This window comes from Marinomonas mediterranea MMB-1 (assembly GCF_000192865.1).
GTDB lineage: Bacteria > Pseudomonadota > Gammaproteobacteria > Pseudomonadales > Marinomonadaceae > Marinomonas > Marinomonas mediterranea.
In genome coordinates this window covers 1239673-1262333 of record NC_015276.1, presented here as the reverse complement: position 1 = coordinate 1262333, position 22661 = coordinate 1239673, and the positions used below count along the sequence as shown (strand labels likewise).

Sequence of the window (22661 nt, the reverse complement as noted above, 5' to 3'; positions counted from 1 at the left end):
GCTAAAATAGTTTAGTTTGAGACCTTTGCTAGACGTCACGAACGACGCTAAAACGTCGTGCAAAGGTCTTTGTTTATTATTCTAATTACATCCCAGCTGCTTTTGCTTGATCCCAATACTTGTCCAGTTCATCAAGCGAGCAGTCCACCAGCAGCCTATTTTGCTCTTTAACTTTGTCTTCAATGTAACGAAAGCGGCGGCGAAATTTCAAGTTTGTTTTCATTAATGCGACATCAGGAGATACTTTTAGATGTCGAGCCAAGTTTGTTACGGCAAATAAAACATCGCCCAACTCCCCTTCAACCTCTGCATGAGACAAACTAATGCACGCTTCTTCCAATTCATCAATTTCTTCACGAATCTTATCGAATACGGGCGCAACGTCATCCCAATCAAAACCGACCTTAGAAGCACTTTTTTGAAGCTTTACGGCCTGCATCATTGGAGGCATCGAATCAGGTACGCCTGAAAGAATACTTTGATCACCATCAGGGTCAACACCTAGCTGCGCTTTTTCCTGTCGCTTAATATCGTCCCACATTCCTGCAACATCCGACTCAGTAAGCTCGCTAGGCGCGCCAAAGCTATCAAGCTTTCCGGAAGGAAAAACATGTGGATGTCGTCGAAGCATTTTTTCGACAATGGCAGAAACGACGTCTTCAAAACCAAATAGCGCTTGTTCTTTCGCCATCTGAGCGTGAAAAATCACCTGAAAAAGCAAATCCCCCAGTTCATCTTTTAGTTCCTGAGGAGAGCCCTTTTGAATCGCGTCGACTACCTCATAGGCTTCTTCTAACGTAAATGGCGCAATCGTTTCAAACGTTTGCTTAACATCCCAAGGGCACCCTCGCTTAGGGTCTCGCAGATAAGACATCATCCGCTGCAAGTCTTCGATTGTATAATTCAAAAGTCTTTTTCCCGAAACACATTCAACACATTAGGAAGCTGATTAATTCGATGCAGCAATTTAGACAACGTCCCTAATTCGCCGACCTCGATCGTAAACCGAATAGAAGCAGTATTGCTTTCTTTCGTCGACAATGTATTCATGGATAGCAGGTTGACTCTTTCATTTGCGAGCATTGCAGTAATATCACTAAGTAACCCGGTGCGATCGTAAGCCTGCACCTGAATATTCACTGGGTATAGGTTGTCTAACTCTTCGCCCCAATTCACTTCAACAATACGTTCAGGTTCATCAAGCGTTAGTTGGGCTACGTTTATACAGTCTTGGCGATGAACTGAAACTCCTCGCCCCTGAGTAATATAACCGACGATATCGTCCCCAGGAATCGGTGAGCAACACTTAGCCATTTGGGTCAATAACTTACCAACGCCACGTATTTGAATATCGTTGTCAGACGACTTATGTCGACTTTTTCTCACCCTAATCGGTTTAGCTTCTTCTGGCTCGCCATTTAGGTTATATAAGTCATCAATGACACGTAGCACACGTGCCAGCAAAATATCACCGGCGCCGAGCGCAACATACACTTCTTCCGCATTTGAAAAATTAAAGCGCGCTGCAATTTTCCCAAAATCAAACTTCGATTCATCAAACCCTAAGCGTTTTAGCTGCTTGTCCAGAATCTGATGACCCGCTTCTAAGTTTTTCTCACGATCTTCTTTACGAAACCAGCTTTGAATTTTCGCTCGCGCTCGATTGGTTTGTACGTACCCCAGCGTAGGATGGAGCCAATCTCGGCTTGGCCCTCCTTCCTTCGAGGTCAATATCTGGACTTTGTCACCCGTTTTAAGATGAGTCACTAACGAAATAATTTTTCCGTTAACCTTTGCTCCGCGACAGCGATTTCCAATTTCTGTGTGTACACGATAGGCAAAATCAACCGCCGTTGCACCAGTAGGTAAATCCACTACATGACCGTCTGGCGTGAAAACATAAATCCTATCTTGCTCTATGTCGCTTTTCACTTGCTCTGTAAGCGACTCTAGATCACCTTGAACTTCATGGAAGTCCAAAATCGTTCTAAGCCACTGTAATTTCTCTTCATAGCTGGTACTGTTCGACGATAAGTCGGTACCTTTGTATTTCCAGTGCGCACAAACGCCAAGCTCGGCATCTTCATGCATTGTATTCGTACGAATCTGGATCTCTAATGCTCTCCCTTGAGGTCCGACGACCGCAGTATGGAGCGATTGGTAGCCGTTTGGTTTGGGGTTGCTTATGTAATCATCGAACTCCTGAGGGATGGGCTTCCAAAGGTTATGGACAACCCCCAATACGCCATAGCATTGCATGTCTTCTTCAACCAGAATTCGCACGGCTCGAACATCATACACTTCGTCAAAACCAATATTTTTACGCTTCATTTTGCGCCAAATACTGTAGATATGCTTAGCACGTCCCATTAGATCCGCTTCAATTTTAATGCCTTTCAAACGGCTATCTAGAAGCTCAATGACGTCTTGAATATATTGCTGTCTATCTAGACGCTTTTCGTCTAGCCATTTTGCAATGCGCTTATACTCGACTGGGTACAAATACCGGAATGACAGATCTTCCAGTTCCCATTTGATATGTCCTATCCCCAAACGATGCGCTAACGGTGCATAAACACTTTGCACCTCTAGGGCGACGGCTTCTTTTCGCGCACCATCTTGATGCTTCGCTTCTTTAATCGCGCATGCTCGCTCAGCCAATTTTATCAGCACGACACGCACATCATCGATAATCGAAACCAACATTTTTCTAAGTGATTCCAGCTGGTTTTCGGAGCTCCCCAATACTTCTGCAGTAGCATCTGCAGAAAGGTTCTTGGAGACTTCGCCCATGCGAATAACGCCTTCAATTAATGACGCAACTTTACGTCCAAACATATCGACAACACGTGAAATGGGAAGCTGGTCTTCACGAACAGTCCGATATAACGCAGCGGCGACAAGTGAATCTTGATCAGCTCGAAAACCTGCCAGAATTTCGACCATCTCTAAGCCCGCTCTAAAGGTGCTAGCTTGAGGCCCCCAATAAGATGATCTGCCACACTTAGACTCAGCTTGTCGAGCAAGCTCGCAAGCCATCCTTAAAGGAACACGAGTTGCATCATCAATTTTGTCAGCAAATTGAGACATCCAACTATCAATGTCTACGGACCCATCTTCTAATATTGGATGATCTTTTCTGACTGTAACCATTCACTTGCCCTTTTTTAGTAACTACTTACGTTGCAATAACATCATAGCCTCAGCGTGTGCCGTTTGCGGGAACATCTCCATCAAACTCACACGGGAAACTACGTATCCATTTGCAATTAAATATTCAGCGTCCCTGGCTAATGTAGATGCATTGCAAGAAACATACAAAATTTGCTCCGGTTTGAATTTTACCAATGTCTCTAAAAACTCAAACGCCCCAGACCTCGGTGGATCTAATAATACTTTGGTCACCTTTTTACTTTTCAATACTTTTGGTGCCGGTTTCGTCAAATCTGCCGCAATAAATTGAACATTATCTAAGTCATTTTCTTGCGCATTAAGTCGAGCAAACTCGACCATGGTCTCAAGTCCCTCGACACCTAAGACCTCTCCCGCTCTTCTGGCTAGAGGCAATGAAAAATTACCCGAGCCACAAAATAAATCCAGAACAATGTCTTCTTTTGTCGGAGCAAGCCATCGCATTGCTTGCTCGACCATTTTTTCATTCATTGACGCATTAACCTGAATGAAATCTTGGGGGTGAAATTGTATGTTAAGACCATCAACGTAATAGTAGTGCTTTCGTGCTGTTGAAATTCGTGATTCATCTGCACGCTGCCAATACAAATTGACACCTACCTCACTAGCCCATACCATCCAATCAGACTCATCGGTTGCGGAAATCTCTCTCGACAATCGAATTGTGATACTCGAACCACTTTCATCTTCCAGTAACTCAACATGACCAATACGAGATGTCAGTGAGCTTTCGTGTAGACGTTCTTTTAACGCGACAAATACAGATTGCAAACTCTCTGTTAGCACTAAACAATTCGCAATATTAACGATGTCTTTTGAACTACGAGCACGAAAGCCAATTTGATGCTCTCCACCTTTAGTAAACACAGAAAGTCGCGCTCTCCGGCGGTAAGCTTCAGAATGGTCTGACAATAACTCAATATCACCGATCGCTAATTTGCGAAACTGACCAGACAACCATTCTGTCTTTGCTTCAACTTGATCGGGGTAGATAAGGTGCTGAAACTGACACCCGCCACATTCGACGAAATGGGCGCATGCGGGCGCAACCCGACTGCTGCTTTCTATCAACACCTTCTTGGTTTTTGCCTCATCAAAGCGACGACCTTGCTTGACGACTTGCGCTTCAACTCGCTCTCCGGGCAATGCCCCTTCGATAAAAATTACCTTTCCTTCGTCGCGTGCAACGCCTTTTGCATCGTGAGTCAGCCCTTCTACAAGAAATTCTTTCGTATAGATTGGAAACTTGTTGTTTTTTTGCGGGGGCCTTCGGCCAGTACGTTTTCTCAACGCCACTTCTCTCTTAATTCACATTAATGCCAATAATAACGCAAAGTGGCAGCAGAACGGTAATAAGAAGAAATTGGCCTACAAAAAAATGTAGGCCTTAAGATCAGGAAAACAACACGTTATTTATGAATTAAAAACGCCTGTGGAAAGGTAGCGGTCACCTCGGTCACAAATAATCGCGACGATCACCGCGTTATTCAGTGTTTTGGAAAGTTCGATGGCCGCTGCGACAGACCCACCTGATGATACGCCACAGAAAATGCCCTCTTCTTTTGCAAGCCTTCGCATCGTAATTTCAGCGTCAGATTGATCGACGTCAACCACTTGATCCACTCGCTCGGCTTCGAAAATGGTGGGTAGATATTCTTTGGGCCATCGCCTAATTCCAGGGATGCTACTGCCTTCTTTAGGCTGCAAACCTATGATTTGAACATCTTCATTTTTTTCTTTTAAATAGCGCGATACGCCCATGATAGTGCCAGTCGTGCCCATTGAGCTTACGAAGTGAGTCACACTACCTTCTGTTTGTTCCCAAATTTCGGGACCAGTACTCCCGTAATGCGCACTAGGGTTATCAAAATTACCAAATTGATTTAATACTTTTCCTAAACCCTGAGCTTGCATTTCAAGCGCTAAGTCACGTGCCCTTTCCATCCCTTCCGCTTTTGATACGAGATGCAATTCTGCCCCATAAGCTGTCATCGCAGATTTGCGCTCTTCGCTCATGTTATCTGGCATGATCAAATGCATCTTATATCCTTTGATTGCTGCGACCATGGCTAACGCAATACCAGTATTCCCACTCGTCGCCTCAATAAGGCTGTCTCCAGGTGAAACATCACCACGAGCTTCCGCTTGCAATATCATGTTTAATGCAGGTCGATCTTTAACCGATCCTGCTGGGTTTTGTCCCTCTAATTTAAGTAAAATAGTATTACTATTATTTGGGTTAATTCGCTGTAAGCGAACGACTGGTGTTTGCCCGATTAGGGACTCTATCGTTGGGTAATCCATCATAAAAACTTTATTGACATTAATAATGTAGAAAAAGAAACTAGCTTTCAGGCTATAATGTTAGTATTAGAAAATACTTAGCGATAAGATTAAAATACAAAAGGGTTATAACCTTAACCCAATTTTCCGCATTAGGAGACGAAAACAATGCAGAAGCTTTATTTCACAGGTCTTATGGCCGCGATACTTACTATAGGCGGCTGTGATATGTTTGGCGGCCCAGCTGCAGACATTGCGGACGCAGATCTTAGAAAGAAGTGGCGTGAATGTAAATCGATTTCAAATCCGTCGCGAACAAAAGTGTTGGCGTGCGAAAATTACGAACGTGAGTGTTCTCGTCGTAAAGGAAAAGGAAACCTAGTCTGCTACTAAACATAGCGTTTGACTAGATTTTTGGATTAGGAAGATGTAAATGCTTGCTTTAAATAGTGTTTCTTTGAGAAGCAAGCTCTTTTTTGCTATTTACACCCCTTGCCTTATTCTGAGTATTATTGCGTCATTCGCCTTTACCTTGTCTAGGTTTGATACGATTGATCGCAACTTCAAAGAAGGCGTGGAAAAGTCGGTCTCGCAGATGACAGTGAGCGCCGAACACGCCCTCTCCCACTCTGATGAAGGTATGCTAAACGACACACTTCGAACACTTCTAAAGCATGATCACATAAACACAGTCCAGCTTTATAACGCAGAAGAAAAACTCATAACCGAGTTAGGTAAAACGTCCGAGGTTAACACTCTCCCCTTCACTAACGCCAATGAGAGCGATGAAAACCCACACTTTTTCGCGACGATTGCACCTATAAAGCACCCTGTTACTAGACTAGAACATCAATCCAATACAAATTTCATTACCAGCTCTTATAGCGTTCCACAGGTATCAGGCTGGTTAAAGGTGGAGGCAAGCAAAGAAGCGTCAATCGTCAGTAAATATCGCTATCTATCTGCTACATTGGGCACTTTTTTTATATTTAACCTTTTGGCTATTTTCGCCTTGCTCAATGTCACTGCAAGCCTGCTCCGCCCTATAGAAAAAATTTCAGACACCGTTAACAAAATCACCCAAGGGCATTTCGGGGCAACGAAGGGGCTCAACCTTCCAACCCAATACTCGACCGTTGTGTCTGACCTAAACGACATATCGTCACGCTTAGAAAATCACCGTGCAGAAATACTAAGCAACGTAGATCAAGCGACAGAAGACATTCGTCGCAACATGGACAGCCTTGAAGAAAAGAGCGCTCAACTTCACATTGCCAACAAAGAAGCCACTGAGTCAAACCGTCTAAAGTCGCAATTTTTAGCCAATATAAGCCATGAAATAAGAACGCCCCTAAACGCGATCATGGGTTATATTCAGATCCTACAAAAAGATCAGCTCGATAAACAACAACGCCTATACATGGATACTATCGCGCAATCTACAACCAACTTGCTGACGATCATCAGTGATATTCTCGACTTTTCAAAAATAGAAGCAGGAAAACTAAGCTTAGACTTAACAGACATCAACATCCGAGACATTGTTGACGAAGTCTATCAAATCCTCAGTAGCGCAAATCTAGTAAACGCCTCTAAAGAACTCGATCTTATCCCTGAATTTGACCTAGACGTTCCGACCTGGGTAATTGGCGACCCTGTTAGAATCCGTCAGGTTCTAACCAACCTGATAGGCAATGCGATCAAATTCACCCATGAAGGCTCAGTAAGAACGACAGTCAAAATCCTCGAAAAATCAAACAGCTCTCTCAAACTGTCGTTTCAGATCATTGATACGGGAGTAGGCATCCCTGAAAACAAATTAGATAACCTTTTCAAGCCTTTCTCTCAGGTTGACACTAGCACGACACGAAAATTTGGCGGGACTGGGCTTGGGCTCGTCATCACCAAAAAGCTCGTTAAACAGATGGGAGGAAATGTCGAGGTTTCTAGTGAACATGGCATAGGCTCCAACTTCCGCTTCACGATCGTACTCAAGCCAAGCCAGAAAGAACAAAAAGTAGAAGAACCGATTTCCAAGTCGCTTCTCGTATTCGAGCCTTCGCTCAACTATCGAAACTACCTGAAAACATATCTAAACCACGTCGGTGCTAATTGCACATTTACCTCCAGTTTGGAGCAAACCGTTACGTTACTAAATAGCCAAACGTCGTTAGATGCGGTACTTCTTAACATTGACTCTCACACAGAGAAATTAGAAGAAATACAAGAACTTGTCGCTTACATCACTCAACAATTTCGACTTCCTTGTATCTTACTGACCAAACGACCTCACGACATCAGTAAGAGCTCTATACTGCACACGCTATGCAGCGAAATCCTGATGACGCCAATAAGTCATAATCGCCTAAACAAATCACTAAGAAGTTTAGAAGAACCGAAACTTCTTAGTGAAGATAGATTATATGCGGATGAAACCACGACGACTGAACTCACGACAGAACTCGAACTTGAAGCCGTGGAACCACCAGAGGAGACCTCTCCGCTAAGTGGTATTCAAATATTGGCTGTCGATGACACGCAAATTAACTTGCAGCTTCTGGGTCACTGGCTAGAACCTCACGGCCTTCAAGTTGATTTAGCCTACAGTGGTAAGCAAGCGATTGAAATGGCGAAGGAAACGCAATACGACTTGATTTTAATGGACATACAAATGCCAGAAATGGATGGTATGGAAGCGACTCAGCGCCTTCGAAAACTAACCAACTACGTCCACACTCCTATCGTCGCCTTAACCGCACATGCACTTGGCTCAGAACAAAAACAAATTGTGTCGAGCGGCATGAACGCTTACCTAACCAAGCCTGTAAATGAAGACATTCTGTTGGAAACCATTACTCAATGGTGCCAATCGAAAAAGAGCTACCAAGATCTAGCCGATGAAAAAGTCGTGGCTTTGTTCGATATAGACAAAGCGCTAAGCATAGCCAACGGCAAAAGTGTAATTGCAAAAGATATGTTTGATATGTTGCTCAACACACTTGAGGCCGACAAAAAACTTATTTTACATCACTTTGAAGAAAAAGATCTCGCCAAGTTAATCCACGTTGTACATAGATTGCACGGCGGCTCCAAATACACTGGTGCAATCGAGCTATCCAAACACGCTGGTTTTCTAGAAACGCATTTGAAAGAACTTCAATTTGATGACGTGGAAGGCGTACTTGAAGACTTTACAGACAGTATCGATGCGTTAATTGATATAGCCCCGCTCATTAAGTGGCCTCAAGAATAACAAACGCTTGTGCGTACTCTCGCTCGTCTGTCAGACTTAGGTGCCAAGTGATCGCTTGATCAAAACGAGCACAAATCTCATCATTCACCTCTAAGATCGGCTGACCAGACTCTAGATTCTTTACATTAAAATGCTGAAAGCTCACACCACGACCAATTCCAGTTCCTAATGCCTTTACTGCCGCTTCTTTTGCGGCAAAACGTTTCGCTAAAAATGCAGATGCGATCGCATCACTTTCAAAGCTCTTCAAACGTTCAAATTCACTGTCTGTCAGAATTCGTTTAGCAAACCGATCACCGAGGCGATCATAAGAGTCCCTGATACGAGCAATTTCAACAATGTCAGTACCAATACCAATAATCATTTATAAAAACATCTACCGTATGTAATGAAGAACTCAGATTACCGAAATAAAGGTACCAAGCCAATTTTTTCGCCGCTGTATTCATGACTAGGCAACAACTTTCTCGCCTGTAAATCACGACCATTAAGTAAATAAACAAGCCACTCTCGGTGGAGCACTTTTGCCATATCAAGTACTTTTCGGTTCGCCCAATCGCCACTGGCATAAGCCGCAGCAAGGTCTCCCCTTACAAACAAACTAGGCACTCTTTTGAGCTGCTCCCCATGATACGGTTTAAGGCCAAACCTCGGAATGAACTGATACACTTGTTGAGGCGACAAGAGTTGTCCTGTCGCTGTAGACCCCATATTAATGCTCATCCCAACTTCATCGAACAACCCAGCTTCAAATCGGCGAAGCACGGGGGCAATGGGCAATTGATCATTAAAACCATTGATCAACCATTCGTATAGAGCAAATAAATTTTCAAGTGGTAAATTCAATGGCACCACCTTTTCAAGAATTTCGTGAATATACATTGCGCTATACAGGTACAACCCCTCAAAGCGAAACGCGGCTCCAACCCCCTCAATCGATTTAAGGGTTTTCAGCTCTCCTCGACCACTTACCTCAAGCTCATAACGCAAAAAAGGCCCAGGTAGCACCTGAGCCTCTTTTTTACTAACTCGGAGAACGGTACGTAGGAGCCCCGCCTCTGCTGTCAATATGTCTATTAAGACCTTATTCTCTTGGAATGTGCGAGTATGTATCACATATCCACGAGCAACCATATTCTACCTCGTCACAACCACTAGCTGTCTTGGTAACCAAGACTTGCTAGTGCTCGTTCGTCATCAGACCAACCAGAACGTACTTTAACCCAAGTATTCAGCATAACCTTGTGCTGAAATAGGTTTTCCATATCGATGCGAGCTTCGCGTCCAATCAGCTTAATTTTTTCGCCTTTATCGCCGATCAAAATTCGCTTCTGGCCGTTACGCTCAACTAATATCAGCGCACTGATGTGAATGGCATTTTCCTCGTAAACGAATTCTTCAATTTGAACAGCAACCTCATAAGGTACTTCCTGACCGAGCTGTCGAGTGATCTTCTCTCGCACAATCTCCGCAGCCAAAAAGCGAGAGCTTCTGTTCGTAATCTGATCTTCTGGGTAGTACTGAGTACCTTCAGGAATGTAGCTTTCTACGAGATTTTCCAGGCGATCTAAGTTTTTGTTTCGTAACGCTGAAATAGGCACAATCTGAGCAAATTCCATTTTTTCAGACAACGCCGCTAGCTTAGGTAAAAGCTCATCTTTCTCATCAAGGTTATCTACCTTGTTAACCACCAACACAACGGGACATTGAGCGTACTGCACTTTTTGCAATACAGACTCATCTTCATCAGTCCAACGCTCAGCATCAATGACAAATAGAACCACATCAACATCTTTCAGAGCGGCAGTCGCCGTTTTATTCATAAAGCGGTTAATGGCTTTCTGTTGACCTAAATGCAACCCAGGTGTATCAACATAAATCGTTTGGATCGAGCCTTCCGTTTTAACACCTAAAATTTGATCGCGTGTCGTCTGAGGTTTACGAGATGTAATTGAAAGCTTCTGCCCTAGAATGTGGTTCATCAACGTCGACTTACCCACATTTGGACGACCCACAATCGCAACAAAACCACAATGAGTGATTTCTTGATAATCCTCTTCTTGGCCACTGTTTTCCCCAGAAACGCCTTCATACTCAGCGTGTTCTTGAGCTGCGCTATCTTGGACTAGGTCTTCTTGGTTATCATTTTCTTGAAACGAGTCTTCATTATGCATTTGGTTTTTCCAATTGACTTAGTGCCTCAGCCGCTGCATTTTGCTCGGCTATTCTACGACTGTTTCCTTTGCCTTCGACTGCTTGATCAAAAATTTCAATATGACAATGAACAAAGAAAGTTTGATCGTGCGGCTCTCCATCGATGTTTACCACTTCGTATTGAGGTAAGCCATGCTTTCGAGCTTGCAAGTACTCCTGCAATCGAGTTTTCGCATCTTTCGTAACCACATTAAGAGAAGTCGCATCCAAACGCGTTTTATACCACTCTAGTATCTGATTCTTACAGGTGTCCATTCCAGCATCCAGATACATGGCACCAATAATACCTTCAACCGTATCCGCCAAAATGGAGTCTCGTCTAAATCCACCACTTTTAAGCTCGCCCGCACCCAATTTCAAAAAGTCGCCCAACTGAAATTCACGAGCTAGCTCAGCAAGAGTATCTCCCTTCACCAAAGAGGCTCGTAGTCGACTTAACTCTCCTTCCTTTGCTTTTGGGAAGCGGTGAAAAAGGTCTTCCGCAATAACGTAATTTAATATCGAATCACCTAAAAACTCTAAGCGTTCGTTGTTCTTTCCGCCATAACTGCGATGCGTTAATGCCAGTTCTAGCAAGCCCAAATCAGCGAAAAAGTAGCCTATGCGCCGACAAAGCTTTTGATACAGTGAACTCAAAATGTCTCCAAAATTATTTTATTAAACCGTTATTTTTAAAGCTCGGGATACTGAACCACGAACTCCAATGCATCCATACATAAAAAGCTCGACCTTTCAGGTTTTCTTCCGGAACAAAGCCCCATACACGACTGTCCGAACTATTATCCCGATTGTCGCCCATCATAAAGTAGTGACCTTCAGGTACGACCCAATCACCTTCTAGACGTTTGTCCCAGCGGTAACTGTTATAGGTAGCGTGATTAACCCCATCCAAATTTTCATCAAAGAGTTTTACTGGCTCTTTATTTGGATTAAACGAGTATGGCAATTCTTCAAGCAAACTTTGATCCACTAACTTACCATTAATCATTAAGCGCTTATTGTGGTAGCTAATTTTATCACCAGGCAATCCAACTAAACGTTTTATAAAGTTTAAGCTTGGATCAACAGGGTATTTAAAGACAACCACATCACCACGTTTTGGTTCATTAGTAGGAATAATCGTAGTATTTAAAACCGGTAAACGCACACCGTATTCAAACTTATTTACGAGAATAAAGTCGCCAATTTTTAACGTCGGCAACATGGATCCTGAGGGAATTTGGAAAGGCTCGATAACAAAAGAGCGCAAACCAAAGATCACCGCGACGATAACAAAGTAGGATTTAACTTCCAACAACACCTTAGGTGTGTCTGCAAGTCTTAGCTTTGCATTTGAATCTAGGTTCGCAACCGCTTCTGGGTCCATTTCAACCAACAATTGCTTACGTTTGGGGTGGTAAACAACACGATCAATTCCCCATGCAATGCCAGTAATGATAAAAGCAGCTGCTAGTATCAACTCAAAATCAAATGCCATTAAACTTCTCCAACTAGAGCTTGATCAAATCAAGCTCTCTAATAAAGACATAGTACACTAATCTACTTTTAGAGCCGCTAAGAAGGCAGACTGTGGAACTTCAACGTTACCAACCTGCTTCATACGCTTCTTACCTTCTTTTTGTTTCTGAAGAAGCTTTTTCTTACGACTCACGTCACCACCGTAACATTTCGCCGTTACATTCTTACGCAATGCTTTTACGGTCGTACGCGCAATCACTTTTGCACCTACCGCACCTTGAATGGCAACGTCAAACATCTGACGCGGAATCAATTCTTTCATTTTTTCACATAGAGCACGTCCTTTGTATTGAACGTTATCTTTGTGCATGATCAACGCCAGTGCATCGACTCGATCGCCATTGATTAATATATCTAAACGACAAAGCGGCGCAGACTCAAAGTGATGGAAACCGTAGTCTAGAGAAGCGAAACCGCGACTCGCCGACTTAAGTCGGTCAAAGAAGTCCATCACAACCTCGTTCATAGGCAAGTGATAGCGCAACTGAACCTGACTCCCTACGTATTGCATGTCTTTCTGTATGCCACGCTTTTCAACACATAATGTAATGACTGAACCTAAATAATCTTGCGGAACAAGAATATTCGCCTCAACAATTGGCTCACGCATTTCTCGAATAGAACCTGGATCCGGCATTTTTGACGGACTGTCTACATTGACCACAGTGCCATCTGCAAGTTCAATTTCATAAATTACGGTTGGCGCAGTAGTAATAAGGTCTAGATCATATTCACGCTCTAAACGCTCCTGAATAATCTCCATATGCAGCATACCAAGGAAGCCACAACGGAAACCAAAACCAAGCGCATCAGATGACTCTGGCTCAAAAAATAACGAAGCATCGTTCAGAGTTAGCTTTTCAAGTGCGACACGGAAATCTTCATAGTCATCTGAACTAACCGGGAATAGACCAGCGTACACTTGAGGTTTTACCTTTTGAAAGCCGTCTAACTGCTCAACGTTTTGTGTCGCGATATGAGTAATGGTGTCACCAACAGGAGCACCATGTATATCTTTAATACCCGCGACAACATAGCCAACTTCACCAGCCCTCAATACACCTGTTTCTTTGCGCTTTGGTGTGAATATTCCAACATTATCGACTGGGAAGGTTTGCTTGGTCGACTTGATGAAGATCTTGTCTTTCTTACTCAGCGTCCCTTGTTTAATACGAACCAAGGAAACAACCCCTAGGTAGTTATCAAACCAAGAATCGATAATCAAAGCCTGCAATGGCGCTTCAGTATCACCCTCTGGTGGGGGTACGGTTGCAACCAAACGCTCAAGAACATCATCAACGCCCATGCCTGTTTTTGCAGAACACGTCACGGCATCCATGGCATCAATACCAATAATTTCTTCAATTTCACCGCATACTCTTTCTGGCTCAGCCTGAGGTAAGTCAATCTTATTAAGGACTGGCATTACTTCTAGACCTTGCTCAATGGCGGTATAGCAATTGGCAACGGATTGCGCTTCGACACCTTGAGCGGCGTCCACAACGAGCAGAGCACCTTCACATGCTGCGAGAGAGCGGGACACTTCATATGAGAAGTCGACGTGCCCCGGCGTATCGATAAAGTTCAATTGATAGGTATTACCGTCTTTTGCATGGTAATCCAGCGTCACACTTTGCGCTTTAATCGTAATGCCACGCTCACGCTCAATGTCCATTGAGTCCAACACTTGAGCTTCCATCTCACGTTCACTAAGACCCTCACAGTTCTGAATGAATCGATCTGCTAAGGTAGACTTACCATGATCAATGTGTGCAATTATCGAGAAATTGCGTATGTGCTTTAAATTTTCTGACGACACGTTTTACTCACACGAAATAAACTTTAAACTTTTGGACGTCTGTCCATAGAAGAATACCTGTTAATAAAGCCTCTCAGTTCTCCACAGTGCTAACTAACCGCATCACGAAAGAAAAGACTTATTAACAGGCTCAAGACAGAATTTGGCGAGCATTCTACCCAAAATCACATAGATAAACCATTTATTTAAGGCGAACCCTTCATTCGATGAACGTAAGAGAGACATAAGAAATTTCCAACGACGCGACTTGGTTCTCCGTGGGCTCGCCTGATATAAGAATTGACACCTTACTTTTAAATATATTTAGGGTAAAACAATGCCCCGCTGCTTTAACACGCGCTCGACTGTATCAACAGTAGACTGAGTGTGCGCATCAACTTCAAGGTTCACGCGATCACCTTTTTGCAAGGCTCCAAAGGTTGTTAAGCGCAACGTTTCGGGTATAAGTGAAACCTCTATCCAATCATCACCGATAGCCGATATCGTGAGACTAGAACCATTCAAGCCGACATAGCCTTTATCGAACAAATAACGACGAGCATCAATGTCATCTTGTGCAACGGCAAAACGAATGTGTACGCTTTCTTCGATCTTTTCTACGTTAGACACTATGACCGTTGTCAAAATATGACCCGACATAACATGTCCGCCAATCTCGTCTCCCATTCGCGCCGCCCGCTCAAAGTTGACTAAATCCTTCGACTCAAGCTCGCCAATGTTCGTCAATGCCAATGTCGTATCAATAACATCAAAAGACAAAACGTTTTGCTGAATCTCTGCAACCGTTAAACAGACCCCATTAACTGCAACACTGGCGCCCAACTGCTGATTGAGCATGGATCCACCCGGAAAATGAATGTCCAATTTTTTATTTCGACCGTTGCTTTTACTTGCAAGAACCGTCGCAACCCCTTGAACAATACCAGTAAACATGTTTAGCTCCAGATTATTATTACAAGTTAATCGACGTGTGGGGAAGAAATAATCATCCCCCCTAAAACGCACGTCCTATCTAGCTTGTAGAGAGTTATTAATGAGTCACCAATAGGGTTATCCACAACCTTCGGGGATAACCTCTATCTTAATTGGGAAGTGGTATTCAAACCTCCCAAAATAATACAAGTCAGGATCATGGATAGTTTAATGCGTTCGATGCACTCTATTTTCAAGCTAATGGCTTTATTAAACCTATGCTTTTTCAGTTTTTCTGCGTTTTCGGCAGAGTACAAAGCTTTTTTGTGGAAAGCTCAATACCAGCGAAATACGGTATTTATTGCGGGTTCCATTCACGCTTTGTCTAAGGATTTTTACCCGCTGCCACCTAATTTACTCAACGCATTTAAACAATCGCAACGCCTTGCTGTTGAATTGGACCCAAACGAAATAGATCCTTACGAAGCTCAACAGCTCGTTCAATCAAAAATGTGGCTAAAAGAAGGCCGCAGCTTGGATCAGTTTTTATCTACAAAACACCTAGCTCAATTAAAAGAAATCAGTGCGCTAACGAATACACCGTATACAAGGCTGCTAAAAACAAGACCCTGGATGTTGATCGAGAATCTGACACAATACCAAATCAAAGAGTCAGGCTACGACGTCGCTTTTGGGGTAGACAACTACTTTTTGACTCAAGCGAAAGCTCAAAATATGCCGATCTTAGAATTAGAATCGCTAAATGATCAAATATCCGCCATCGCGGATGTCCCCTTTGACGCACAGCTTGCCGCCTTAACCATAAGTCTAGATGATTTGCACGATGAGTCGTATTTACCAACGATGACGAGTCTGTGGCGCGGAGGAAAAGATGATGAGTTGTACCAGTTTGTTTACAGCGACGTTGAAAAGACTCCCAGTGTAGCGCCCATGATGACCTCCCTACTGGACGACAGAAACCAGCATATGGCAGACATCATTGGCATCTACCTTAATCAGCCGAACACCCTGCCAACCACCACCTTCGTCGTTGTGGGAGCGCTGCACCTTAGCGGCCCAAACAGCGTTATACAGCTCCTTACACAGAAAGGGTTCTATATTCAAAGGAACTAGGCCCTCTGTTCTCAGAGAGTAGATAGCGATTCTTTAAAATTCTGTCGAGCTTCAAGAACCACACTCATGAGCTTCCTTTGATAGGACACCAACGAAACATTAAGGCCGCCAAGCCGATATGAATAAGCCAATACATTTCTAAAAGATTCGAGTAATGACTCAATGCCGCTTGCCATAGGATGCTGTTCATCTTTGACAATGGGAGCCAAAAAGGGGATATCACTTCGAAGGTCAAAATAGTGTTCTAGGACTAAACGCTCTTCAGTTTGCTCACTCAATTCAGATCGCCACTTTTTAAGCTCGTTTTTAATAGAACGAATGGTTTGTCGTCTGGCATTTTCCACAAGATCTGACATTTCCAACCTCCTCTTTTATCAAATGATGCTTTAGTTTTAGACTAATTCACATGGATAACAAGAAGTACGTGCGCCAACCTGAGTCAGACTTGATATAGAGCAAATTTAGAGTTGAATACCATAGAAAACACTAAATTTCCTATGGTGAAATGAGGAATACATGGATCTTGAACAGCTCCAACCGCTGCTCAAGATCCATGTAATTAAGCTAAACAGGCTTATTTGAGGCTGGATGTCTAAGCATTAAAACCTCTACGCGTTAAACAGTCGAGTGTTCAGTAACGATGAGTCTTTAAATTTAGACGCTGTTTTCGCTGCGGCTAAAATCGCCAAATCGACAACTGGCTCAATCAGTACAACGGATAAATACGCAACGCTGAAACTTGCTACCGAAGACAAATTCCCAACACCAAAGCCTTGACCATAAAATGCCCAAAATGCCACCCAAGCAATGATTCCGCCTTGATAAGTCAACGAAAGTCGCAACGCTTGTGCGTACTTAATGTCGACATAAGCAGTCTCTCGATTAATGACTTTACTGGAGATCGCCGCCATTGCAAATAATGGCACAAGCAAGGTAGTGACATTCATCCCATATTGGGGAAGGTCAAACTGAGCGAAGAATACACCTTGTATCAACAAGCCCATTGCCAAACCAATAGCAGCTGGCACAGAGCCTAATATTAAAAACAGTGTTGAGCCTAAAATTAAGTGAACCTCAGAAGCCCCCACCGCTTGATGCGGCAGCACTTCAAAAAAGCAGAATACAAGTAACGTGGCTAACAGCGAACGAGCAGCAACCGATACTGCACCACGCTCTTTTATCGAAAGCCAAGCTTCTTTACCTAAATACCCGAACGCGCCAACTGCCGTCGCGTAACTTAATACGATTTTCGCTTCGTTAACCAAACCCGGTTCAATATGCATACAATTTTCTCCTATCTTACGCCCCGTAAGACTTAATGAATGAGTGATAAGGCAGGTCTCCGGACTCAGTACAGCATTGACAATCGAATTGCCTACTAAGGCGAAATAAATAACACCTTAAGTCGGCCACCTTCCCAAACAAATCAACGTCTGTGATTGGCTCAGTGGTCGCCTTCTTGCTAACTTCCATATGGTACTTACCGTTGCGGGGGCAGTGAACGGATCACTCATTGCATTGAGCTCACGTTCTTCCCTTTTCATTCTGCGAAGAACAGACTTTTAGTCTTCTCAGAACACCTCATCGATTTAGAATGAACCGGAATTGTATCTTAATATACAATTTGAGCATGAATCATTTAGATACTTGAGTCATGAAATTCATTCACTGAAAACATGCAAAAAATTACAGCCTTTCGAGCGATGCTCTACTGCCCGCCTTATCCCACCTTATATTTATATTTGTATTTGAACCATCGCAGTCACCTTAGGTATAGTTCGCATCGTTTTATCGTTACAGCGCCACTATTTTAAAACTTTGTATTAACAACTTTGGTCTTAATGCGTCAATTCTACCCACTCGTACTCATCTCTTGGTTAGCCTACTTCGCCATACCTTTTATCAATGGTGTGGGTGAGTCGGGTGCACGCCAAATACAGCTGTGTACGGTGCTCGGCGTCCAAACGATTACGGTCTACGATCAAACTGGGGCAGATACGCCTCAGATCCAATCTAACCATACAGGCAAAGGCTGTGTTTGTGTTCAATTTGCCTTAAACACACTCCAATCCGTCTTCGTACCCGTTGTCTCATATTCGTCGGTCAATTACTTTTCAGACCCCTTATCTCTTCCACAAAACAAGGCACGACGCCCTTACTTCGCTCGAGCTCCGCCGACCATAAGCGCCTAGGAACATCACTCGTCCGACATGCAATGTCGCAGTTGTTTTCTTCATGGAAATCGTTTTTATGGAAATCTATTTTTCATAGGAACGAATGGCCGTTGAAGCTAATTGCCATAGCCGTTTTCATGGCCACACGCGGGCAGTGACTTTCCTCCATCAATACCTAATTAAATGCTTAAGCTTGCTAACTGTATTTTTTCAATTAGCAGGCCCCAATGTGCCCCGAGGATCCTACCCATTAGGTTTCTATGGCTCAGTACACTTTTAATCTTATTTTTGGCAAATTATGAAAACGACAAAGTCCTTCTATATGTCTATGTGGCGCTGGCACTTTTATGCTGGCTTATACTCGGTTCCCTTCTTGATCATGCTCGCAATCACGGGTCTGATTATGTTGTATTCTCCCTTTATCGAACGCTGGCAAAATCAAGACCTCTATTATGTAGAAAGTAATGCAAGTACTTCCATCTCATTCGAGGATCAAAAACTGTTGGTGCAATCCGCTTACCCTGATAGCTGGGTAAAACGTTTCTACCTCCCTAAAGACACAAACGAAGCAACCCGCTTTCAAGTCATCAAAGACGGCGAAGCGCTCTCCGTATTCGTTGATCCCTATAAAGGTAAAGTACTGGGAGACCTAAGCATCACACACTCACTGTATGCTTGGGCAGACGATACACACGGTACCTTTATGATGGGGTTAACTGGGGACTGGATGATTGAAATTGCAGTCAGCTTCACAATCCTTCTTATCATTAGTGGTATATACCTTTGGTGGCCAACGGGTAAAAACACACTTCTCAACGGACTTAAGATTCAATCCAAAAAAGGCAGAGGCTTTTGGAAGGAGCTGCATTCTGTTACGGGTGTTTGGATTGCATTACTTCTGGTTTTTTTCTGTATTTCAGGTTTAGCGTGGACCGACGTTTGGGGGAAAAAGCTGACACAGTCTTGGAGTTCTTTTCCCATGGAAAAAAGCGCATCGAGTGTCTCATCGACACTCACTCACACTGATCTAAACGTGAAAGGCGTCAAACAAATTCCATGGGGACTTGAGCAATCTAAATTACCTGTGTCAGAACCTCAAGACGGCACCACTCTGCCAACACAGATCAGTTTGGATCAAGTCATTCAGAAAGCAAAAGACCTCAACTTTACTCAATTTCAGGTTCATTTTCCTCAAGGCGAAACGGGCGTCTATACCGCTACAGCGTCCTCGATGGGAAAAGACATAAAAGATGGCACGAAAGATAAAACAGTCCACTTCGATCAGTACAGTGGTAAAGTGCTCGCGGATGTCGGCTATGCAGACTATAGCTGGTTCGCCAAATCCATGGCCGTTGGCATTTCATTGCATATGGGACAATGGGGATGGTGGAACCTTGCTATTTGTACTGCGTTTTGTCTAGGAGTGATTTTGTTGTGCGTCACCGGTGCAATAATGTGGTGGAAACGCCGCCCACGTCAATCTACTCGATTGCATGCCCCCACAAAACCAAAAGACTTATCTCGTTGGAAACACGCAGTATGGCTGCTAATGCCGGTTGCGTTATTGTTCCCATTGGCAGCGATCGCTATGTTTAGTGTCGTACTGCTTGACCAGCTACTAACGCGTCTAATACCACCGTTGAAAACAGTCTATCAGTAACGCATTCGATAGATAACTGCCCTACTTGAGATTGTTAACGATGACGTTAGCAATCTCATCAAGCGAGACAACCGTAACGGCGGCATTCTGTTTTACTGCTTCTTTAGGCATTCCAAAAACCACGCAAGACGCTTCATCTTGCGCTACCGTAAAGGCGCCAGTAGAACGCATAGACAATAAACCGTCTGCCCCATCTCGCCCCATTCCCGTTAAGATAACGCCAATGGCTTTATCTTGAACTTCGGACGCTACTGAATCAAACAGCACATCAACCGACGGTCGATGACCAGACACTTTCTCCGTTGACGAAAGCCTTGTCACCAATTGACTGCCTCGACGAATAACGGACAAATGCTGATCACCCGGCGCTAGATAAGCATTGCCCGGTAATACATTTTCATTACCTTTCGCTTCCGTGACCGTAAAACCTGAAATAGAGTTGAGACGTTCAGCAAACGTCGTCGTAAACCCTGGAGGCATATGCTGCGTGATAAGCACTGCAAAGTTATCTGGGGGTAAGCTGGCTAACACTCTTTTAATCGCTTCGGTTCCGCCCGTAGATGCACCAATGGCCACAATCCGCTTAGCTGATGCCGCAGTATTAAGGCGACTTACGTGTGACAATGCCTTAGAAGCATTGAGCACATTGGCCTTCGCAGCGACCTTAATTTTACGAAGAATAGTATTGCAGTACTTTTTAAACAACTCTTCTTGGGCGATGACAGGTTTTGCAATGTAATCCACGGCACCTAACTCAAGCGCTCGCAGCGTCACATCCGCATTGGCTTTCGTCAACGTGGAAATCATGACAACAGGCGTCGGCCTCGCTTTCATTAACACCTCTAAAAAGCGCAAACCATCAACTTTTGGCATCTCAATATCTAAGGTGATTACATCCGGTTTGTGGACATTCACCATTTCCTTTGCTTCAAATGCATCCGCTGCTGCTGCGACCAAAATCAACTCAGAGTCTCTCTCTATAATGTCAGACAATAAGCTTCTAATTGAGGCCGAATCATCCACTACTAAGACTTTTATTTTTGTATTGTTTGACGGGTTAATCATTAGAAAAGGTCCACATCGCCAGAAAAGCCCGAATCACTGGAGATTGATCGTTTATATCCCAGCTCCTGCTCAACTAATTTATTGTCTTTTCGAGGCTTCAGGCGTTTCATCAACACTCTCCCTGTCGCTGGAAAAAAGTTCACACGTCGCGGACAATCTTCATAGACATCCAATCCTGTTACCGGAATCCCTTCGTTGTTTAAATAGCACTTTGTGAACCTCACATTATTTTCGCCAACATTTGATATATTGGAGCTTAAAACACTTGCCCCACCAAAGACCTTCGCTGACAAATGATTCCGCCTTCCCCCAATTTTAATCAGATGATTAATCAACAATTCCATTGAATGAACGCCGTAACGTGCTGAGGTAGACAAAAGAAACTCACTTGTCTGCTCCTGCTCCGGTAACAAAAAGTGGTTCATGCCACCGACATGCGCTTCTTCGTCATATAAACAAACAGCGACACAAGACCCTAGTAATGTGGTCACCATCTCATCGTTACCGCTGGCATAAAATTCTCCAGGGAGTACCTTCACGGTTTCCATATTAAAACGAGAATCAAAGAACCGATGCGTAGCAAAATGATCAACCTCAGAACCTGATTGCATAACCACTCCTCACACTCACTCAGCGCTTGATATATGATGTGTTCCCTAATGGTGACATCAGGTTGGTAAACTGAGAGAAGTTTTCAGAATGGCCTGCTATGTACATTCCGCCTTTGCGTAGCCTAGTCAATAACCGAACCAACAAAGCTTCCTGCTGTTCTTTTTCAAAATAGATCATGACATTGCGGCAAAAAATAACATCTTGCTCTTCCTCAATCGGCCATTCATCGTTTAATAAATTAATCTGACGAAATTCGACTAGCTCCCTCAGTTCAGGCTTCACTCTGGCCATGCCTTCGCATCGACCTTTCCCTTTTAAGAAAAAGCGCTGTTTATCCTCAATTGATTCCACACTATCTAGATGATACGCCCCCTCACTTGCCGCTTTGAGTACATGACTATTAATATCAGATGCAACAACTCGAGCGGGAATATCAAACTTGTCCCACAAGCGAACGAGTGACATAGCAATAGAATAAGGTTCTTCGCCTGTACTCGATGCCGCACTCCATACCCGATTAACACTTTCGCCAGAACGCACAAACTGAGTCAATTGCTCAAAATGATGAGGCTCTCGAAAGAAAGACGTTAGGTTCGTTGTGAGCGCGTTGACAAAATGCTCAAGCTCCTCAGCATCGCGCTCTATATAGGCAAGGTAATCTGACACCTTTTTCATTTTTAGATAACGAACACGAGACGCTAATCGGCTGTAAACCATGGAATCTTTCGTCTCAACCAAATTAATCCCTGATATGGCCTTGAGCAAGAGTCGCACTCGATGAAAATCTTCCTGTGTGTAATGAAACTCCCTTTTCAATGAACACAT

The 22661-nt window shown here is 43.6% G+C and carries 21 protein-coding genes and 1 riboswitch; of the genes, 5 read left to right on the top strand and 16 right to left on the bottom strand.

Annotation, left to right across the window (positions count from 1 at the left end; translation table 11 throughout):
- Positions 1-85 precede the first annotated feature (85 nt).
- From mazG to cysM, 4 genes are all read right to left on the bottom strand, one after another.
- Positions 86-907, bottom strand: a complete 822-nt coding sequence (gene mazG / locus MARME_RS05675; protein WP_013660303.1) for a nucleoside triphosphate pyrophosphohydrolase — start codon at positions 905-907, stop codon at positions 86-88.
- On the bottom strand, positions 904-3153 hold the full coding sequence (gene relA, locus MARME_RS05670; protein WP_013660302.1) for a GTP diphosphokinase: 2250 nt from the start codon (positions 3151-3153) through the stop codon (positions 904-906). Before relA ends, mazG begins: the two co-directional genes overlap by 4 nt.
- Before the next feature lie 21 nt (positions 3154-3174).
- Positions 3175-4488, bottom strand: coding sequence for a 23S rRNA (uracil(1939)-C(5))-methyltransferase RlmD (rlmD, locus tag MARME_RS05665; RefSeq protein WP_223295014.1), 1314 nt, complete (start codon positions 4486-4488; stop codon positions 3175-3177).
- A 117-nt stretch (positions 4489-4605) separates the two neighbouring features.
- The gene (gene cysM / locus MARME_RS05660) at positions 4606-5499 is read right to left on the bottom strand and encodes a cysteine synthase CysM (RefSeq protein ID WP_013660300.1); all 894 of its coding nucleotides are present in this window, start codon (positions 5497-5499) and stop codon (positions 4606-4608) included.
- Between the two features lie 144 nt (positions 5500-5643).
- Here cysM and MARME_RS05655 point away from each other — a divergent pair, with 144 nt between their 5' ends.
- Both MARME_RS05655 and MARME_RS05650 read left to right on the top strand, forming a co-directional pair.
- On the top strand, positions 5644-5868 hold the full coding sequence (locus tag MARME_RS05655; RefSeq protein WP_013660299.1) for a hypothetical protein: 225 nt from the start codon (positions 5644-5646) through the stop codon (positions 5866-5868).
- Between the two features lie 40 nt (positions 5869-5908).
- On the top strand, positions 5909-8728 hold the full coding sequence (locus MARME_RS05650; protein WP_013660298.1) for a response regulator: 2820 nt from the start codon (positions 5909-5911) through the stop codon (positions 8726-8728).
- Here the strand turns inward: MARME_RS05650 and acpS are convergent.
- From acpS to MARME_RS05615, 7 genes are all read right to left on the bottom strand, one after another.
- Positions 8709-9092, bottom strand: a complete 384-nt coding sequence (acpS, locus tag MARME_RS05645) for a holo-ACP synthase (protein ID WP_013660297.1) — start codon at positions 9090-9092, stop codon at positions 8709-8711. The two genes, MARME_RS05650 and acpS, sit on opposite strands and share 20 nt — an antisense overlap.
- 38 nt (positions 9093-9130) lie before the next feature.
- On the bottom strand, positions 9131-9862 hold the full coding sequence (recO, locus tag MARME_RS05640; RefSeq protein ID WP_013660296.1) for a DNA repair protein RecO: 732 nt from the start codon (positions 9860-9862) through the stop codon (positions 9131-9133).
- 20 nt (positions 9863-9882) lie between these two features.
- Complete coding sequence (era, locus tag MARME_RS05635; RefSeq protein ID WP_013660295.1) at positions 9883-10902, bottom strand: GTPase Era; 1020 nt, start codon at positions 10900-10902, stop codon at positions 9883-9885.
- A complete protein-coding gene (gene rnc / locus MARME_RS05630; protein WP_013660294.1) occupies positions 10895-11578 on the bottom strand; it encodes a ribonuclease III in 684 nt (227 codons plus the stop codon). Before rnc ends, era begins: the two co-directional genes overlap by 8 nt.
- A 13-nt stretch (positions 11579-11591) precedes the next feature.
- On the bottom strand, positions 11592-12419 hold the full coding sequence (gene lepB, locus MARME_RS05625) for a signal peptidase I (protein ID WP_013660293.1): 828 nt from the start codon (positions 12417-12419) through the stop codon (positions 11592-11594).
- 57 nt (positions 12420-12476) lie between these two features.
- Positions 12477-14279, bottom strand: a complete 1803-nt coding sequence (gene lepA / locus MARME_RS05620) for a translation elongation factor 4 (protein ID WP_013660292.1) — start codon at positions 14277-14279, stop codon at positions 12477-12479.
- Between the two features lie 303 nt (positions 14280-14582).
- Entirely contained in the window at positions 14583-15212 is a 630-nt protein-coding gene (locus tag MARME_RS05615) for a riboflavin synthase (RefSeq protein ID WP_013660291.1), read from the bottom strand.
- A gap of 210 nt (positions 15213-15422) precedes the next feature.
- Between MARME_RS05615 and MARME_RS05610 the strand changes: the two genes are divergently transcribed.
- Positions 15423-16325, top strand: a complete 903-nt coding sequence (locus tag MARME_RS05610; protein ID WP_013660290.1) for a TraB/GumN family protein — start codon at positions 15423-15425, stop codon at positions 16323-16325.
- An 11-nt stretch (positions 16326-16336) separates the two neighbouring features.
- On the opposite strand, the gene MARME_RS05605 is transcribed toward MARME_RS05610, so the two are convergent.
- The gene (locus tag MARME_RS05605; RefSeq protein WP_013660289.1) at positions 16337-16681 is read right to left on the bottom strand and encodes a hypothetical protein; all 345 of its coding nucleotides are present in this window, start codon (positions 16679-16681) and stop codon (positions 16337-16339) included.
- Positions 16682-16933: 252 nt separating this feature from the next.
- Positions 16934-17608, bottom strand: a complete 675-nt coding sequence (locus tag MARME_RS05600; RefSeq protein ID WP_013660288.1) for an energy-coupling factor ABC transporter permease — start codon at positions 17606-17608, stop codon at positions 16934-16936.
- A 33-nt stretch (positions 17609-17641) separates the two neighbouring features.
- Positions 17642-17924, bottom strand: a riboswitch (cobalamin riboswitch).
- 242 nt (positions 17925-18166) lie between these two features.
- On the opposite strand from MARME_RS05600, the gene MARME_RS22055 reads away from it, so the two are divergent.
- The gene (locus MARME_RS22055) at positions 18167-18517 is read left to right on the top strand and encodes a hypothetical protein (RefSeq protein ID WP_013660287.1); all 351 of its coding nucleotides are present in this window, start codon (positions 18167-18169) and stop codon (positions 18515-18517) included.
- Positions 18518-18797: 280 nt separating this feature from the next.
- Positions 18798-20159 (top strand): PepSY-associated TM helix domain-containing protein, encoded by a 1362-nt coding sequence (locus MARME_RS05595; protein WP_013660286.1) that lies wholly within the window; start codon positions 18798-18800, stop codon positions 20157-20159.
- 21 nt (positions 20160-20180) lie between these two features.
- Here MARME_RS05595 and MARME_RS05590 read toward each other — a convergent pair whose 3' ends face one another.
- Genes MARME_RS05590 through MARME_RS05580 form a run of 3 tightly spaced genes read right to left on the bottom strand, consistent with a single transcriptional unit; the run spans position 20181 to position 22661 of the window.
- On the bottom strand, positions 20181-21224 hold the full coding sequence (locus MARME_RS05590) for a protein-glutamate methylesterase/protein-glutamine glutaminase (RefSeq protein WP_013660285.1): 1044 nt from the start codon (positions 21222-21224) through the stop codon (positions 20181-20183).
- Positions 21224-21835, bottom strand: coding sequence for a chemoreceptor glutamine deamidase CheD (cheD, locus tag MARME_RS05585; RefSeq protein ID WP_013660284.1), 612 nt, complete (start codon positions 21833-21835; stop codon positions 21224-21226). The genes MARME_RS05590 and cheD overlap by 1 nt, the downstream gene beginning before the upstream one ends.
- Positions 21836-21854: 19 nt before the next feature.
- On the bottom strand, positions 21855-22661 hold the full coding sequence (locus MARME_RS05580; RefSeq protein ID WP_013660283.1) for a CheR family methyltransferase: 807 nt from the start codon (positions 22659-22661) through the stop codon (positions 21855-21857).

What these genes read in the sequence shown, in the direction of transcription:
- relA (WP_013660302.1), bottom strand. Translation starts at nt 3,153, where the DNA reads ATGGTTACAGTCAGAAAAGATCATCCAATATTAGAAGATGGGTCCGTA.
- cysM (WP_013660300.1), bottom strand. Translation starts at nt 5,499, where the DNA reads ATGATGGATTACCCAACGATAGAGTCCCTAATCGGGCAAACACCAGTC.
- MARME_RS05655 (WP_013660299.1), top strand. Translation starts at nt 5,644, where the DNA reads ATGCAGAAGCTTTATTTCACAGGTCTTATGGCCGCGATACTTACTATA.
- MARME_RS05650 (WP_013660298.1), top strand. Translation starts at nt 5,909, where the DNA reads ATGCTTGCTTTAAATAGTGTTTCTTTGAGAAGCAAGCTCTTTTTTGCT.
- acpS (WP_013660297.1), bottom strand. Translation starts at nt 9,092, where the DNA reads ATGATTATTGGTATTGGTACTGACATTGTTGAAATTGCTCGTATCAGG.
- recO (WP_013660296.1), bottom strand. Translation starts at nt 9,862, where the DNA reads ATGGTTGCTCGTGGATATGTGATACATACTCGCACATTCCAAGAGAAT.
- era (WP_013660295.1), bottom strand. Translation starts at nt 10,902, where the DNA reads ATGCATAATGAAGACTCGTTTCAAGAAAATGATAACCAAGAAGACCTA.
- lepB (WP_013660293.1), bottom strand. Translation starts at nt 12,419, where the DNA reads ATGGCATTTGATTTTGAGTTGATACTAGCAGCTGCTTTTATCATTACT.
- MARME_RS05615 (WP_013660291.1), bottom strand. Translation starts at nt 15,212, where the DNA reads ATGTTTACTGGTATTGTTCAAGGGGTTGCGACGGTTCTTGCAAGTAAA.
- MARME_RS05610 (WP_013660290.1), top strand. Translation starts at nt 15,423, where the DNA reads ATGCGTTCGATGCACTCTATTTTCAAGCTAATGGCTTTATTAAACCTA.
- MARME_RS05605 (WP_013660289.1), bottom strand. Translation starts at nt 16,681, where the DNA reads ATGTCAGATCTTGTGGAAAATGCCAGACGACAAACCATTCGTTCTATT.
- MARME_RS05600 (WP_013660288.1), bottom strand. Translation starts at nt 17,608, where the DNA reads ATGCATATTGAACCGGGTTTGGTTAACGAAGCGAAAATCGTATTAAGT.
- MARME_RS22055 (WP_013660287.1), top strand. Translation starts at nt 18,167, where the DNA reads ATGCGTCAATTCTACCCACTCGTACTCATCTCTTGGTTAGCCTACTTC.
- MARME_RS05595 (WP_013660286.1), top strand. Translation starts at nt 18,798, where the DNA reads ATGAAAACGACAAAGTCCTTCTATATGTCTATGTGGCGCTGGCACTTT.
- MARME_RS05590 (WP_013660285.1), bottom strand. Translation starts at nt 21,224, where the DNA reads ATGATTAACCCGTCAAACAATACAAAAATAAAAGTCTTAGTAGTGGAT.
- cheD (WP_013660284.1), bottom strand. Translation starts at nt 21,835, where the DNA reads ATGCAATCAGGTTCTGAGGTTGATCATTTTGCTACGCATCGGTTCTTT.
- MARME_RS05580 (WP_013660283.1), bottom strand. Translation starts at nt 22,661, where the DNA reads ATGTGTTCATTGAAAAGGGAGTTTCATTACACACAGGAAGATTTTCAT.